The sequence below is a fragment of the Enterovibrio sp. QJM3NY_24 genome, assembly GCF_057786035.1.
In genome coordinates this window covers 152,064-166,486 of record NZ_CM173520.1, presented here as the reverse complement: position 1 = coordinate 166,486, position 14,423 = coordinate 152,064, and the positions used below count along the sequence as shown (strand labels likewise).

General features: G+C 47.7%; 11 protein-coding genes. 6 read left to right on the top strand and 5 right to left on the bottom strand.

What is annotated here, in order from left to right; genetic code table 11:
- Positions 1-40 precede the first annotated feature (40 nt).
- Positions 41-667, bottom strand: coding sequence for a TetR/AcrR family transcriptional regulator (locus AC3CIC_RS17065; RefSeq protein WP_488516466.1), 627 nt, complete (start codon positions 665-667; stop codon positions 41-43).
- A gap of 135 nt (positions 668-802) precedes the next feature.
- Between AC3CIC_RS17065 and AC3CIC_RS17060 the strand changes: the two genes are divergently transcribed.
- Positions 803-1,894, top strand: coding sequence for an efflux RND transporter periplasmic adaptor subunit (locus tag AC3CIC_RS17060; RefSeq protein ID WP_016958548.1), 1,092 nt, complete (start codon positions 803-805; stop codon positions 1,892-1,894).
- 5 nt (positions 1,895-1,899) lie between these two features.
- Positions 1,900-4,992, top strand: coding sequence for an efflux RND transporter permease subunit (locus AC3CIC_RS17055; RefSeq protein WP_488516465.1), 3,093 nt, complete (start codon positions 1,900-1,902; stop codon positions 4,990-4,992).
- A gap of 428 nt (positions 4,993-5,420) precedes the next feature.
- Here the strand turns inward: AC3CIC_RS17055 and AC3CIC_RS17050 are convergent, their stop codons facing one another.
- Positions 5,421-6,581: an AAA family ATPase gene (locus tag AC3CIC_RS17050; protein WP_488516464.1), complete on the bottom strand. Its 1,161-nt coding sequence runs from the start codon at positions 6,579-6,581 to the stop codon at positions 5,421-5,423.
- A 222-nt stretch (positions 6,582-6,803) separates the two neighbouring features.
- Here AC3CIC_RS17050 and AC3CIC_RS17045 point away from each other — a divergent pair, with 222 nt between their 5' ends.
- Complete coding sequence (locus AC3CIC_RS17045; protein ID WP_488516463.1) at positions 6,804-7,838, top strand: alpha/beta hydrolase family protein; 1,035 nt, start codon at positions 6,804-6,806, stop codon at positions 7,836-7,838.
- Here AC3CIC_RS17045 and AC3CIC_RS17040 read toward each other — a convergent pair whose 3' ends face one another.
- Both AC3CIC_RS17040 and AC3CIC_RS17035 read right to left on the bottom strand, forming a co-directional pair.
- On the bottom strand, positions 7,839-8,900 hold the full coding sequence (locus tag AC3CIC_RS17040) for a helix-turn-helix domain-containing protein (protein ID WP_488516462.1): 1,062 nt from the start codon (positions 8,898-8,900) through the stop codon (positions 7,839-7,841).
- A gap of 139 nt (positions 8,901-9,039) precedes the next feature.
- Positions 9,040-9,501, bottom strand: coding sequence for a methyltransferase family protein (locus AC3CIC_RS17035; RefSeq protein ID WP_488516461.1), 462 nt, complete (start codon positions 9,499-9,501; stop codon positions 9,040-9,042).
- A 270-nt stretch (positions 9,502-9,771) separates the two neighbouring features.
- Here AC3CIC_RS17035 and AC3CIC_RS17030 point away from each other — a divergent pair, with 270 nt between their 5' ends.
- The 3 genes from AC3CIC_RS17030 to glcF are packed head-to-tail and all read left to right on the top strand — an operon-like array spanning position 9,772 to position 13,551.
- The gene (locus AC3CIC_RS17030) at positions 9,772-11,244 is read left to right on the top strand and encodes an FAD-linked oxidase C-terminal domain-containing protein (protein WP_488516460.1); all 1,473 of its coding nucleotides are present in this window, start codon (positions 9,772-9,774) and stop codon (positions 11,242-11,244) included.
- Positions 11,216-12,289, top strand: a complete 1,074-nt coding sequence (glcE, locus tag AC3CIC_RS17025; RefSeq protein WP_488516459.1) for a glycolate oxidase subunit GlcE — start codon at positions 11,216-11,218, stop codon at positions 12,287-12,289. Before AC3CIC_RS17030 ends, glcE begins: the two co-directional genes overlap by 29 nt.
- On the top strand, positions 12,286-13,551 hold the full coding sequence (gene glcF, locus AC3CIC_RS17020; protein WP_488516458.1) for a glycolate oxidase subunit GlcF: 1,266 nt from the start codon (positions 12,286-12,288) through the stop codon (positions 13,549-13,551). Before glcE ends, glcF begins: the two co-directional genes overlap by 4 nt.
- 126 nt (positions 13,552-13,677) lie before the next feature.
- On the opposite strand, the gene AC3CIC_RS17015 is transcribed toward glcF, so the two are convergent.
- Positions 13,678-14,388, bottom strand: a complete 711-nt coding sequence (locus tag AC3CIC_RS17015; RefSeq protein WP_029486187.1) for a cation efflux transmembrane domain-containing protein — start codon at positions 14,386-14,388, stop codon at positions 13,678-13,680.
- Positions 14,389-14,423: the final 35 nt, after the last annotated feature.

The following is a 14,423-nucleotide window of genomic DNA, read 5'->3' as shown; positions in this document are numbered from 1 at the left end:
CTCCTGTTCAAATCACCATTACGATTTGGTGGTTTGATCCTCAAAGCAGATGGGAGGGATACCCATATCCACGGAGGAACACCTCCACACACTTGTTGATATAAGTGCGACGCGTTGTTTCATCTTCACCTGCGTCAAAACCAAAAAAGCCCCAGTAAACGGAACGGTCATGCAGCATCAGCAAAAGCTGCATCGACGCGGCTTCTGTGTCTTCGCAACAAGGCAGGTCACCGTTTTGCACCAACGTGGCTAAATAATCACTGAGCAACGCAATATTACGTTTCGGCCCCTGCTCAAGGAAAATTTTGGCAATCTCAGGGTGTGTATCAGACTGACGGATAGTGTTCTGGAATGTATGCCTCGCCTCTTCACCCAATAGCATGCTCTGAAAAAGCCAACCATATTCGCATAACACTTCATGGGCAGGACGTTTATCGCTTTTCAGATCCCAATTCAGCCCAGACGTCATGCACTTGTCGATAATACAGGTTTCAAACAGGTGATCTTTACTGGAAAAGTGCGCGTAGACCGTTTGCTTACTGACTTTCGCATGCTCTGCAATCGCATCCATTGAAATGCCATAGCCCTGCTTTGAAAAGAGCTCGATTGCCGCTTTTAAGATTTGCTTTCTCTTTTGCTCTTTTCGCTGATTAAGATGCGTTGTCATTAATGTTCCTTAAATGAAACGACAGGAGATAAATAAAGCAATCAAACTAGACAGTCCAGTTTGATTGATTTATTTTTAACCAACATGGACTAGACAGTCTAGTCTAAATACTAAACGGATTATGAGTATTTTGCCATGCCTAGATATGCGTCGACGATTGTTCTTGTTGCATCCCTGTCGCTACTGACGGCGTGCAATAAAGAAACACAAGCTCAGGAAGAAACGCCGCCAGAGAGCGTTCCATCAGTGACGACGCTTTCAGTGGCAATGACTCCCGGATACACCATTAACCGAGAATTCGTGGGAACCGTTCAAGCTGGGCAAAGCGCCAATCTCGGTTTTGAACTCGGCGGAAAAGTGAATGCGCTCATGGTCGATGTGGGTGACACGGTCCAAGCAGGCGATCCACTTATCGTGCTCGATACCCTGTTACTTGATACAGAATCTCAGCAACTTTCTGCGCAGCTTGAACAACTGGACGCACAACTCGACCTGATCAAAAACAATCTGCAACGCCAACGTCAACTTAAGAAAAAAGGCTTCAGCGCGGATTCAGAAATCGATTCCCTTACCAGCCAACGTGACGCCCTCTTGGCCAATATTCGTCAGCTTGATGCGTCACTTGCATCCAGTGCGTTACGCAAAGACAAGTCGACTATCTACGCGCCCTACAGCGGAAAAATTAGCCATCGATTCGTGTCCAATGGTGATGTAGTCAGCATGGGTGCACCCACATTAACCTTGTTGGCGGATTCACAAAAAGAAGCACAAATCGGCATCCCCGTTAAAGCGTTGGCCGATATCAATCAGATGACAGATCCAACTATTCGCGTGGGTAGCCAGCAATATCCTGCCAAGTTACTTAACCCTGGCGCAGACATTGATATGCGATCGCGTACCATCACATTGCGCTTTCTGTTGCCTGAAGAAACGTCAGCCATAAACGGCGAACTGGCTTACCTACAATACAATTACCTTTCTCCTGATGAAGGGTTTTGGATGCCGCTCGCAGGCGTTACAGATGGACTTCGCGGCATGTGGAATGTGTACGCTGCGGTTCCGAACGAGAGTGGCAGTCATGAGATAGCACGCCGCTCTGTGCAGGTGCTTCATGCTGACGACAAAAATGCGTACGTTTCGGGGGCAATTGACGACGGTGAACTCGTCGTAATCGAAGGATTACACCGCGTCATTGCTGGCCAACAAGTCCAAGTATTGACGGAGTAAGCATCATGGAAAAGCTGCTCAAAAATACACGACTATTGGTGTTGTTTACTGTGCTAGTTTTGGTCTCAGGGCTATCGGCACTGTCGACATTACCCCGAGCTGAAGATCCGGCCTTGGTCAACCGATGGGCGACGATCACCACTGTTTACCCCGGCGCGAGTGCAGAGCGGGTTGAAGCCCTCGTCACCGAAGAGATCGAACGTTCTCTTCGAGGTTTAGATGACATTAACCTCATCGAATCACAATCTAAACCCGGTATTTCAGTGATCACCGTTGAGCTAAATGATGAAATAATCAACGCAGAACCGGTTTGGTCGAAGATTCGCGATAAGTTAGGCGATGCAACGCCACAGCTTCCTCAAGGTGCCTTGGCACCTAATTTTGACAATGACCATTCCAACGCCTTTACCTACATCGTCGCGCTTCAATGGCAAGGTGGCAGTGAACCTGACGCCTTGATCATGGGTCGCTATGCCAGTGAACTCGCCAAGCGATGGCGAAACCTTTCTGATACGGACTTTGTCGATATCCATGGCCTGCCCGATGAGGAAATTCTAGTCACATTGGATGTCGCCGCGTCAAGCGCATTAGGTCAATCCGCCCTGTCGCTATCCAACGCAATTTCTGGTGCAGACGCAAAAAATGCTGCTGGTGAACTTCACAGTAAAGACGCACGTTTTCAGCTCGAAGTCGCAGGAGCACTCAATTCTATAGACCGAGTCAAACGCGTTCCCGTTGCCATAGATAGCAATGGTTTTCTGGTTAGGCTTGAAGATATTGCCACGATAGAAAGAGCCGCTGCATCTCCGCCTGCCCAAATAGCGATTATTGATGGGAAACCCGCGGTACTTGTATCAGCTCGCATGCAAAGTGATATTCGTGTAGACCGTTGGACGGCATCAGCAGAGACCATGCTAGATGCTTTTCGCACCGAACTACCCGCCAATATTTCGCTTGAACCTATTTTCAAGCAGGCACGTTATACCGAAACTCGCTTGTCTGATTTAGTCGAAAGCCTGCTCCTTGGTTTTGGGCTAGTGCTCATTGTTCTGTTTATTACTTTGGGTTTTCGTTCCGCATTGTTGGTTGCACTATCGCTTCCCATTGCTTCAGCATTTACGCTCGCGCTGATGAGTTTCACTGGCCTACCGATAAACCAAATGTCCGTCACGGGCTTGATCGTATCGCTAGGTATTATGGTGGATAATGCCATCGTAATGGTCGATACCATTCAGCACTACCGCCAGCAAGGCGTGAAACGACTAGAATCCGCCATGCGCGCGATTCACCACCTTTGGTTACCTCTTCTGGGATCGACCCTCACCACCATTTTGGCTTTCGCCCCGATCTTCCTAATGCCAGGGCCGGCTGGTGAATTTGTTGGTGCTATCGCCATCACCGTGAGTTTCTCTTTGATTGGCTCTTACCTGGTATCCCAACTGCTCGTGTCTGCCTTTGCTGCAAGATGGTTGCCTGCAGGCGAATCCAGCACGCGTTGGTATCACGCTGGCATTACACTCCCTTGGCTAAGCGCACTGTTTAGAACGTCTATACATAGCGCTATTCGTTTCCCACTGATCACTATTCCTTTAGTGTTCATCGTGCCCATGACAGGATTTTGGGCAGCAGGTCAACTCACCGAGCAATTCTTCCCACCTTCAGACCGAGACATGTTTGAAATTCAGGTTTACCTAGCACCGCAAGCCAGCATGACGGCCACTTTGGAAACCACGCAAGAAATCGACAGCATCATGACAAACAATGACGATGTGGAGAGTATTGGCTGGGTGGTAGGTAGCAACTACCCATCGTTCTACTACAACATGATGGGTAGACAACGTGGCGCACCAAATTTCGCTCAAGCCATGGTAAAAGCCAAAAATTTTAGTGCCGCAAACGAAATGATCCCTCAGCTGCAAAGTGAGCTCTCTCGTGCCCTGCCTCACGCCCAAATTTTGGTTAGAAAGCTTGAACAAGGCCCTCCGTTTAATGCACCACTTGAAGTTCGTGTATACGGGCCAAACCTCAACACATTGCGTGAAATTGGCGAAGAAATACGTCTACTGATGGCGCAAACACCTGATGTGATCAACACTCGCGAAACCTTGCAGCCCGGCGTGCCAAAAATCACCATCAATGTGAATGAAGAAGCAAGCCAACTGACAGGTATGTCCCTCAGCGAGGTTGCCACGCTGCTTAACGCCTCTATGTCCGGTATTGTGCAAGGCAGCGTGATTGAAGAAACAGAATCAATTCCTGTGAGAGTCAGAGTGGATGACGAATCACGCACCAGCCTTTCCCAATTAAGCCGGATCAGATTGCCGCTAGCTGGCAATGAAGGACCAATAGATCTTCCTCTTACCGCCATCGCCGATTTGAATGTAGAGCCAAGCCGAGGCGCCATTCCGCGTCGTGACGGTGAACGTGTTAATGTCATTGAAGGCTACCTTACTGCAGGCGTGCTGCCTCAAACCGCACTCAATGCGTTCAACCAAAAACTCGCCGAAGCCAACATTCAGTTGCCCCCGAGTTATCGAATTGAGTTTGGAGGAGAATCGGCTGAGCGAAATGAGTCTGTTAACCAACTAATGGCAAACCTGACCATAGTCATTACGTTGTTGATTGCGGTTGTGGTGGTGTCTTTTAACTCATTCAGGTTGGGCGGGATCATCTTCTTAGTCGGTGCACAAGCCGCCGGGCTGGGCTTACTGTCTGTCTGGATTTTTGGTTACCCGTTTGGTTTTACCGTGATCATTGGTTTACTGGGTTTGGTGGGGCTTGCTATCAATGCCGCCATCGTCATATTGGCTGAACTCAAAGCCAGCCCTGCTGCGGTAGCGGGAAACAGAGATGCTATTGTTGAAGCAGTCAGCAGTTGTGGACGCCACATTACTTCTACCACGATAACCACGATTGGTGGCTTCTTACCGTTAATTTTAGCTGGCGGTGGATTTTGGCCTCCCTTTGCAATTGCCATCGCAGGCGGTACTCTACTCACAACGCTACTTTCGTTTTATTTTGTCCCTGCGGCCTTTAAATTCGCGGTCTCCGTGTATCCACTAGACAAAGAAAATTCACTCGAAAGCCAAATGGTATAACCCCGAAATATTCAACACCCATAAAAAAACAGCCACCTAAAAAGGTGGCTGTTTTTCCTAATCGAATCCACGCTAGCTAAAAAGCATAAAGCACAGGGCTGATCATCAAGCCCATCAGCAGCAAAATTGGAAACAAAAGTTTGATAATAAATGGAACCCGCATGGTGGTTTTCCTTTTCATCGTGTAGCGATGAACACATCACACTTAATATGCAAACATGTTTACAGCACGCTCATCCTAAAATCGTCTCAGCGGAATAATTATAGGCACAAATTTTCACTTCCACATACAGAATTGCATACGTTTTTGGGCATTAATTTTGACACCTGATCTTTTCCTTTGAAACGAAAGGAGTTAGCTGACAATTTTAAAGAGACATTTATCACGATTTTTTGTCACTTTTGCCAATCCCACTCGATATTCTGATCTATTCAGGCCAATTCCAATTCGGTCCATCTAGCATTCCTTGGCCTTGCACTTCCGTTTGGCCCAACACTTTTTCCAGCGCGATGGAATGGCAATCGGGATGTTCATTCAGTGCATTGATAAGTCGATTTGCATGAGAGATCACCCAAATCTGGGAGTGCTGTGAAGCATGACCAATCAAACGCGCCAAAGCGGGCAATAGATCAGGATGCAAACTGGTTTCCGGCTCATTCAGTACCATCAACGCAGGCGGCCTTGGCGTAAGCAGTGCCGCTATCCACAACACAAATCGCAACGTTCCATCAGAAAGCTCTGCGCCCGTTAATGGTCGCAATAAACCCTTTTGGAAAAACTCCAACGAGAAACGGCCATCGTCTTTGGTGACAACACGCAGCTTACAACCGGGAAAGGCGTCTTCTATGGCGTGATCTAACGCTTCATTGTCACCAATTTCGATAATAGTTTGTAGCGCAGCTGCCAAGTCTCGACCATCGTGATGTAACACAGGCGTCCGTGTGCCGAGCTGTGGTTTTCGTGCAGGGGCATCGCTGTCAGTACGGAAATGATCATAAAAACGCCAGCTTCGAATCATTTCTCGAACATGGAAAACTTCCGCTGCCGACGCCGGGTCGGCATGAGAATCAAACAGACTGTCGTAATTAGGAATGTGTTGAGAAATCACTTCCCACTGCCTGCCTTGACGGATCTTAACGACGCCCCCTTTACGCTCAACCAACGAACTTGCCGGTCGATAATAGTCACCGTTAAAAATGCATTCGTGTTTAATTTCAGGGTCAAACGCAAATGCAGATTGCTGCGGTGCAGGAAGCCCCAACGAGATCGCATAACCAAAGGTGTCACTGGCAAATCCCAGCTTAAGCCTCATCAGATTGTTTCGCTTAGTGCCTTGAACCTCAACATCACCGCGCCTCATCGCGTCAGAGATCGTTTCTGGCCCCGCCCAATAGGTTGAGTGCAAACCACCTTCTTCCGCCAGTGAATTGATCACGCCACCAGAGGCCGTTTTGGCCAGTAAACGAAGCGCTTTATAAAGGTTCGATTTACCACTGCCGTTAGGTCCTGTAATCAGGTTCAACGCCCCAAGGGGAAGAGTAAGAGACATGATAGATCGATAGTTAGCAATCGAAAGAGATGTGAGCATCGAAGACACCTAGCTTAACTGTTTTTATATACAGTATCATTAAATCTCAGGATTGGAATACTTTAGTGAAGAAAGAAAAGGAAAGGTGAAAATTGCGCGTAATAGGTACTCGAATCGGTTTTAGGTCGTCCTCGATCCGGTTTTAAGGCGCATCAATACTGGGTTTGAGGGAATATTATTCGAAACCGTATTCGATACAACCTTCTGACAAGGAATGACAACATGAACCCTATTGCCTCTCTGCTACTGCTCTTTCTTTCTTTCAATGCGTTAGCAAATACCGTCGGATTCACTCAATTTCAACTTGAAGATGATCCCCATCGCCCGTTAAATGTCACGCTTTGGTATCCAACAATTGACACCTCTCCAGCCGCATTGGTCGCAGACAACATTGCATTTCAAGGCACCCCTGTTGTGAAGAATGCAATAGTGAATCAGGCCCAACATCCCGTCGTCTTGTTGTCACACGGATACCGTGGCAGTTGGCGGAATCTCAACTGGCTGGCAAACGATCTGGTCAAAAAGGGTTACATCGTCGCAGCCCCTGATCACCCCGGCACCACCACTTTTGATATTTCTCCCCATCAAGCTGAACAATGGTGGCAACGTCCTCGCGATTTAACACGAGTGTTGGACTTTTTGTTAGGCGATGAGCGCTGGAATCGTGTCATTGATGCCAACAACATATCGGCTGTTGGACACTCATTAGGGGGCTGGAGTGTTGCGCAGTTAGTGGGCGCGAAATTCGACCGAGACACCTTCCAAAAACAGTGTCTTTTATTTCCCAACCCACGGACTTGTGGGCTGGCAACGGAGCTTGGATTACAGTCTTCACAAATGGCCGAGCCAACATCCAGCGACTTTTCCGATGATAGGTTCAAACACGTTGTTATTCTTGACCTCGGCCTTGCCCGCAGTTTCTCGACAGCGAGTCTAAATACCATCAATACACCGGTACTTATTCTGGCAGCGGGTATTGATATCGGTGATTTGCCGCAAGCATTGGAGTCTGGCTACCTTGCCGAACACATTCCCTTACTCAACCGCCATTATAAAGTTTTTGAGCAAGCGACCCATTTCAGTTTTATGCAGTTGTGTAAACCCGGAGCAAACCAAATATTAGAAGAGGAACGGCCCGGTGATGGTGTGGTATGTAAGGACGGAGTTGGTACAGACAGAAATACGCTACACGACCAAATATTCACGGATATTACGCAGTTTTTTAACTCGGCAGTCACCCCCAGCCGTGAGCGATAACTAAGACGGCGATTCCGATAAGGCTCTAAAGGCACTTGGCGTTTGACCCGTCACGCGAAGAAACTCTCGATTAAAATTCGATTTAGTCTGAAATCCAGAGACAAGATAGATATCCGTAATGCTGTCTTCTGTTGTTGATAACAAAACCTTCGCATGTTCAATGCGATAAGCATTGATAACTTTAGAAATATTCTCACCACGAATTTGATTCACTGCGATAGAAACCTGTTTGGCTGGTATCCCAAGCTGCCGGGATAAACGACTTAACGTGATGTCGGGATCTCGAAATGATGCCTTTTCTATCATCAACACATCAAGCTTGTTCATGATATCGGTAGCATCTTGATCAGACATTTGAGTTTTGCTCTGTGTGGGTGATTCAGGCGTTTGTCTATCGGCGTCACTGACCAAAATCCGTGTTGATTCGCTCGTCGTCTCTGTGTGGTTTTGCAGCGTACTGAAACCAACAATCGCCACTGCGATAACCACCATAGGGATCAAAACAAGGTATGACAGTGAAATAATGAATGCCGCGTGGTCGCCGTTATAGACCACGAAATCAAACGACAACGCGCTATCAATAAAAGCAGAGAAAAGCAGCATTGCCCCTGCTGTTCGTTCCGCCATGATGACTCTTTCGACATTTGATAAGCGCACCTCTTCCGGCATTGTGAAAGAAGAACGTATCAATGCACCGCCGTAACCCACATATAAAGCAATTAACACGATATCAGTTGCTTGCGGCCAAATTTGATAATTAAACGAACAAGCCGCTATGACAAAAGGCCAACACCAATGCCAACGAGAAGGCGGCTTTGTATGATGCGCTCTCGCAAAACAATACCACGCAGCAACTGGCAGAATCGATGCCAAAATAGGCTGAATAAATCTCAGCATTTGGAGGTCAAACGTCCAACGTAGTCCAACTACCGACGTACAAATGGCACAAAGAAGCGCGAACAGGATCGATTTCATACCGGATTGCCCCAGCTTTAAATACAAAAGCATGGCGGCAATCACAAGCAGCAGTGACACAACGAAAGGAACAGGTATGGCAAGCATTTGAATTAGTTGTTGGTTTCCATCTGAGATACCTTGAGTTTATCGAACATAAATACGCATGTTGTCTTTTTCTTCGCACTACTCGCTAAATGAAACATATAGATCTCACTTTAGCGCAACCAAATGAAGTGAAAATGCTTCAAAGCCAGCGGCGAACTTTCTCTTTATAAGCAGGGTATTCATCAGGAAATTGGCTTGCCAGATAGTCTTCTTCCGGCTCAATCTGAAACTTGTTCATATAAAGCACGAACAGTACGCAACCTAGTAAGGTGTACGGGTTAGCAAAATAGAAAGCACTCGCCACGAGCAAAAGCAAGAAACCCACATACATTGGGTTACGTGTAATACGATAAACGCCCGATTGCACCAATGAAGTAGATTCCGTTTTCAGCGTTGGATTTACCGTGGTTTGATGCTGACGAAATGCAACAACACCGGATACAGCAAATACCCCACCTAACACGACCAGCAATACAAATAAGGGCTTAGAAACAGGCAGTAAAAAGCTAATGGCGGGAGTCGCCGAAGCGATGATTTTCATTAGTAACATCACAATAATGACTTGAAGCAAAGGTGGCAGTTTCAGTTTTAGGCTATCCATAATCCCTCCGTTAGCGAACAGAAACCATACAGCGCTTCACCGTGGAAATCCAATATGAATTAACGTGTTAAGCCTGAACGATACCGAGGAATCATACACAACGCTATCACCCATAATAGGTTGGTTCGCTGACAGCAATTCTGTATTGCGTTGCGGTGAATAAGCTACATGCTCCACACTTTTACCGAGCAGTGTAGGGATTGTCCGCGCCAAGGTAACAGGATCGACTAACGTTTTAACATCCGAATACATACACAACGGGAGACATGCATGGAAGCAGCAATTTTCGACGCGCTTGAGCGCATCGTCGGCAGTGAACACATCATTGTGGATAAGGAAACACTCCACCCGTATGAGTGTGATGGGTTGTCTGTATATTGTTCTCTACCCACCTGCGTGGTGCTTCCGGCTTCAACGGAAGAAGTCATGGCCATCATGGCGCTTTGTAGCCAATACCAGATCACCGTTGTGGCGCGCGGTGCCGGAACAGGCCTTTCCGCCGGTGCGCTTCCGATCGAAGGCGGCATTGTGCTCTCTCTTGCTAGGCTAAACAGCATCCTTAATATCGACATAAAAAGTGGCCTCGCGGTTGTCCAACCCGGTGTTCGTAACTTGGCGATATCAGAATTTGCTTCCGATTATGGTTTTTACTACGCGCCCGATCCTTCCTCACAAATCGCTTGCTCGATTGGCGGTAATGTCGCAGAAAATGCAGGTGGCGTGCACTGCCTCAAATATGGCCTTACCGTACACAACATTATCTCCTTGGTTGTTGTGACAGCACAGGGAGCGCGTTTGTCCGTTGGCGACAAAAGCGCAGACATTGCAGGGTTTGATTTTCTTGCTTTGATGACAGGTTCTGAAGGTATGTTAGGTGTGGTGACAGAAATCACCGTCCGACTCTTACCCATCCCCGAGCTGGCACGAGTGATCGTCGCAGGGTTCGACAACGTCGAGAATGCCGCCAACGCCGTCAACGACATCATTTCCCAAGGCATTATTCCTGCTGGTTTAGAAATGATGGACAGCTATGCCATTCAAGCCGCAGAAGATTTTGCTCATGCCGGTTATCCGAAAGATGCACACGCTCTTTTACTGTGTGAGCTTGATGGTAATGCTGACGATGTGAACCACCAGTTGACTGTTACACAGTCCATCTTAGACAAAGCCGGCGCGACTTCATTAAAGGTTTCCAACAGCGACGCTGAACGTGCACTTATGTGGAAAGGCAGGAAATCCGCCTTTCCCGCTGTAGGGAGACTTTCTCCCGATTATTACTGCATGGATGGCACCATTCCGCGCCGTCAATTAGCGCCTGTTTTAACCGAAATTCACCGTTTATCCCAACACTATGATTTACGCATCGCGAACGTGTTTCACGCCGGCGACGGGAATCTTCATCCCTTGATCCTGTTTGATGCAAACGTACCGGGCGAGCTAGAAAAAACTGAGGCCTTTGGTGCAGAGATTTTGCGAATTTGCGTCGAAGCCGGAGGATGCATAACCGGAGAACACGGTGTCGGGATGGAAAAGATCGATCAAATGTATGAGCAATTTAACGATGCCGAACTCGCTCAGTTTCTGCGCGTGAAAGCCGCGTTTGACCCTGACAGCCTGCTAAATCCCGGAAAAGGCATTCCTACGCCCAAGCATTGCCAAGAACACACGATAATGAAGCGCAGCCAATCTAAGCAAGAAAAGGGAGGCGCCCCCAATGGTTCATGTCACCCACTCCCTCATTGAACAAGTCTTGGATGCAACAGCCAGCAACACGCCTCTCAATCTGATTGGTGGCAATACAAAACACTTCATCGGTCGTGAAGCGGTCGGCCAGCCCGTTTCATTGACCAACCATAATGGCATCATTGCTTATCACCCGACTGAACTGGTGATCACCGCACGATCCGGCACCCGCATCGCCGAGTTGCAATCTGTACTCGCTGAATACAACCAAATGCTGGTTGGCGAGCCGCCTGCATTTGAAGGAAAGGCAACGTTAGGCGGCTCACTCGCCTGTAACATCAATGGCGCTTCTCGCCCTTTTCATGGGTCACTGCGCGATGCCATTCTTGGCGTAAAACTGATCAACGGCCTTGGCGAACATCTTCGATTTGGCGGTCAGGTCATGAAGAATGTGGCGGGTTACGATCTGTCACGCCTTCAAGCTGGCGCCATGGGTGCATTGGGTATTGTTACGGAAGTCAGTCTTCGCGTCATGCCAAAACCCGAGCAGGTAGAAACCTTGCAATTACACATGGATGCTCAGCAAGCCATCACAAAAATGCGAAGCCTTGTCGCCAAAGGTTACCCGCTTTCTGGCGCTGCATGGGTGGAAGGCTGTTTGTATCTTCGTCTTGCTGGTTCAGAACAAACAGTGCGAAGCACCGCGCAAGAAATCGGCGGTGAAACACAGCAACATCAATCGCTATTCTGGCGATCAATTCGTAATTTTCGTCATCCGTTTTTTAGCAACAGTGGCAAGCTCTATCGGTTTTCGATTAATCCCGCCACACCGCATTTGGTGCAATATGAACACAGTTTGATCAATTGGGCGGGTAATATTCGTTGGGTAAAAACAGACGCAACACTCGATGCATTAGTCCCGCTCGCAGAGGCACACGGCGGACACGTTGCTTGCTATAGCAATGAAAACAGACAACAGCCCTGCTTTCATCCGTTATCACCGACGCATCAACGACTGCATCAAGCACTCAAAGCCGCTTTTGACCCGCAAAGCCTATTCAATCCAGGTCGCATGTATTCTTGGCTTGGAGAGAATTCACGATGAAAACGAACCTCGACAGGACGTTTCTAAAATCAAAAGAAGGACAAAAAGCCCAAGACATACTGCGACGCTGTGTACACTGCGGGTTCTGCAATGCTACCTGTCCTACCTATCAAGAACTCAGTGATGAAAGAGACGGACCACGCGGTCGCATTTATTTGATAAAGCAGATGCTTGAAGGGGGCGAAGTCACCGAAAACACACAGCGGCATCTCGATCGCTGCCTAACATGCAGAAGCTGTGAGACCACCTGCCCATCCGGCGTAAAATACGGCCAACTTCTTGATATCGGCCGACAGCAACTTGAAAAGAAAGTCCCGAGAACAGCAAAAGAAAAACTGTATCTATTCATCCTTACCCGCGTTTTCCCACATTCTCTATTGGTTAGTATGAGCATGACACTTGCTCGAACCTTTAGACTTCTTTTACCCAAGGCCTTGCAGAAAAAGCTACCCATGGCGCAGACTCACAAGCGCTATGCCAGCGTCTCCGCATTACATTTACCCAAGCCAGTTTCAACAACAAAAGCGCACCGAACCATGATTGGTTTTAAAGGCTGTGTGCAACAGGCGCTCACCCCAAACACATTGGCCGCGGCAAGAGCCGTATTGAGCCACCTTGGCATTGAGCTTATCACCATCAACAAAGAAACCTGTTGTGGCGCGATGAACCTTCATCTTGCGGAACACCAACGTGCCATCGAACAAGCCAAACGAAATATCAATGTATGGTGGCCACACATTGAAAATGGCGCAGAGGCCATTGTCATTTCCGCGTCTGGCTGTGGGATTTCCATTAAAGAATACCCAGAGCTATTAAGCGATGAAGCGGCGTATCTAGATAAAGCGAATGCGGTGGCTGCCATTGCCAAAGATCTAAGCGACATCTTGGCGCAAGAAGATTTGAGCCGTTTACCACTCAAGAAAAGTGATCAACGCGCTGCAGTGCATTGCCCATGTTCACTACAACACGGTATCGACCGCAAAGACAATTTATACAAAACACTGTCGCAACTGGGCGTGATCCAAACGAAAACTCAAGAAGAGCACTTATGTTGCGGGTCTGCGGGGGCGTATTCGTTGTTACAACCTGAACTGAGTCAAACGCTGTTGAAACGAAAACTCGAAGCACTGCAAGGTGACAGCCCCGAGGTTATCGTGACCGCGAACATTGGCTGCCAACTTCACCTATCATCAGGCAGCGATGTGCCGGTTAAACATTGGATTGAACTACTTGCAGAGCGGCTATCAACAAATAAGCACTAATTTTTCCGTTTTAACTGCAAATGCTCGGGGATGTGAGAGAGCACAGGTGAATACATCAGACAAAAAAAGGGACAGCTCGTCGAGCTGTCCCTTTCCTGAAATGTCAGTCGATTAATTGCGGTGCTTTCAAGCCAATACACGATGACCAGAAACGCTATCTTGTTGCTGATAGATGCTCCACAAACGTTTCGTTGAATCACCCACCATTTTCACAGGTACGGTAGCAAAATAGACAGAAGCCAAAATGACCATGATTGGGTCAGCGTAAATTGCATACTCACTCATACCCGCTTCCATCAAACCTGCTGCGACGATGAAGCCAACCAACACTGCTGCACTAATAACAGTGTCCATCAACCACTGACTGGCTTCAGCTTTCAAAATTGTCGACGGCTGCTTACCCGCATTTTTCTTGACGAATTGGTAACACAACATACAACCAACAAGATTCACCACACCAAAAATCAGCGCAAAACCTGCGTTTACTTCACGGCCGCCGTTAAACATTGCTTCAAAGGCAGATGCAAACGACACCACACAGACCACTGATACGGCGAGACCTTTAATCAAAACCACCAATGATTCAATAACCGCGGCTTTCTGCGCAGAAACACACTGACCTGATTTTCCGTTTTTTGCTGTGCCATTGCTAATGTAAACCGTTGCGCCAAGTGCCATCAATGACAGAAACAAGCTGACCAAAGAGTAAGCACCATCAAAGACTATCGCCATAGATCCAGCCCAAAGACCGATCCCAACACCCAATGCAGCAAAGCAAAAACAAGCAAAACTAGAAAATTTCAGTAAGTTACGTTCTTTCGCATATTCACACGACATAAATCCCCACAAGTGACAAAAAATTTGACTGCAGC

What these genes read in the sequence shown, in the direction of transcription:
- AC3CIC_RS17065 (WP_488516466.1), bottom strand. Translation starts at nt 667, where the DNA reads ATGACAACGCATCTTAATCAGCGAAAAGAGCAAAAGAGAAAGCAAATC.
- AC3CIC_RS17060 (WP_016958548.1), top strand. Translation starts at nt 803, where the DNA reads ATGCCTAGATATGCGTCGACGATTGTTCTTGTTGCATCCCTGTCGCTA.
- AC3CIC_RS17055 (WP_488516465.1), top strand. Translation starts at nt 1,900, where the DNA reads ATGGAAAAGCTGCTCAAAAATACACGACTATTGGTGTTGTTTACTGTG.
- AC3CIC_RS17050 (WP_488516464.1), bottom strand. Translation starts at nt 6,581, where the DNA reads ATGCTCACATCTCTTTCGATTGCTAACTATCGATCTATCATGTCTCTT.
- AC3CIC_RS17045 (WP_488516463.1), top strand. Translation starts at nt 6,804, where the DNA reads ATGAACCCTATTGCCTCTCTGCTACTGCTCTTTCTTTCTTTCAATGCG.
- AC3CIC_RS17040 (WP_488516462.1), bottom strand. Translation starts at nt 8,900, where the DNA reads ATGCTTGCCATACCTGTTCCTTTCGTTGTGTCACTGCTGCTTGTGATT.
- AC3CIC_RS17035 (WP_488516461.1), bottom strand. Translation starts at nt 9,501, where the DNA reads ATGGATAGCCTAAAACTGAAACTGCCACCTTTGCTTCAAGTCATTATT.
- AC3CIC_RS17030 (WP_488516460.1), top strand. Translation starts at nt 9,772, where the DNA reads ATGGAAGCAGCAATTTTCGACGCGCTTGAGCGCATCGTCGGCAGTGAA.
- glcE (WP_488516459.1), top strand. Translation starts at nt 11,216, where the DNA reads ATGGTTCATGTCACCCACTCCCTCATTGAACAAGTCTTGGATGCAACA.
- glcF (WP_488516458.1), top strand. Translation starts at nt 12,286, where the DNA reads ATGAAAACGAACCTCGACAGGACGTTTCTAAAATCAAAAGAAGGACAA.
- AC3CIC_RS17015 (WP_029486187.1), bottom strand. Translation starts at nt 14,388, where the DNA reads ATGTCGTGTGAATATGCGAAAGAACGTAACTTACTGAAATTTTCTAGT.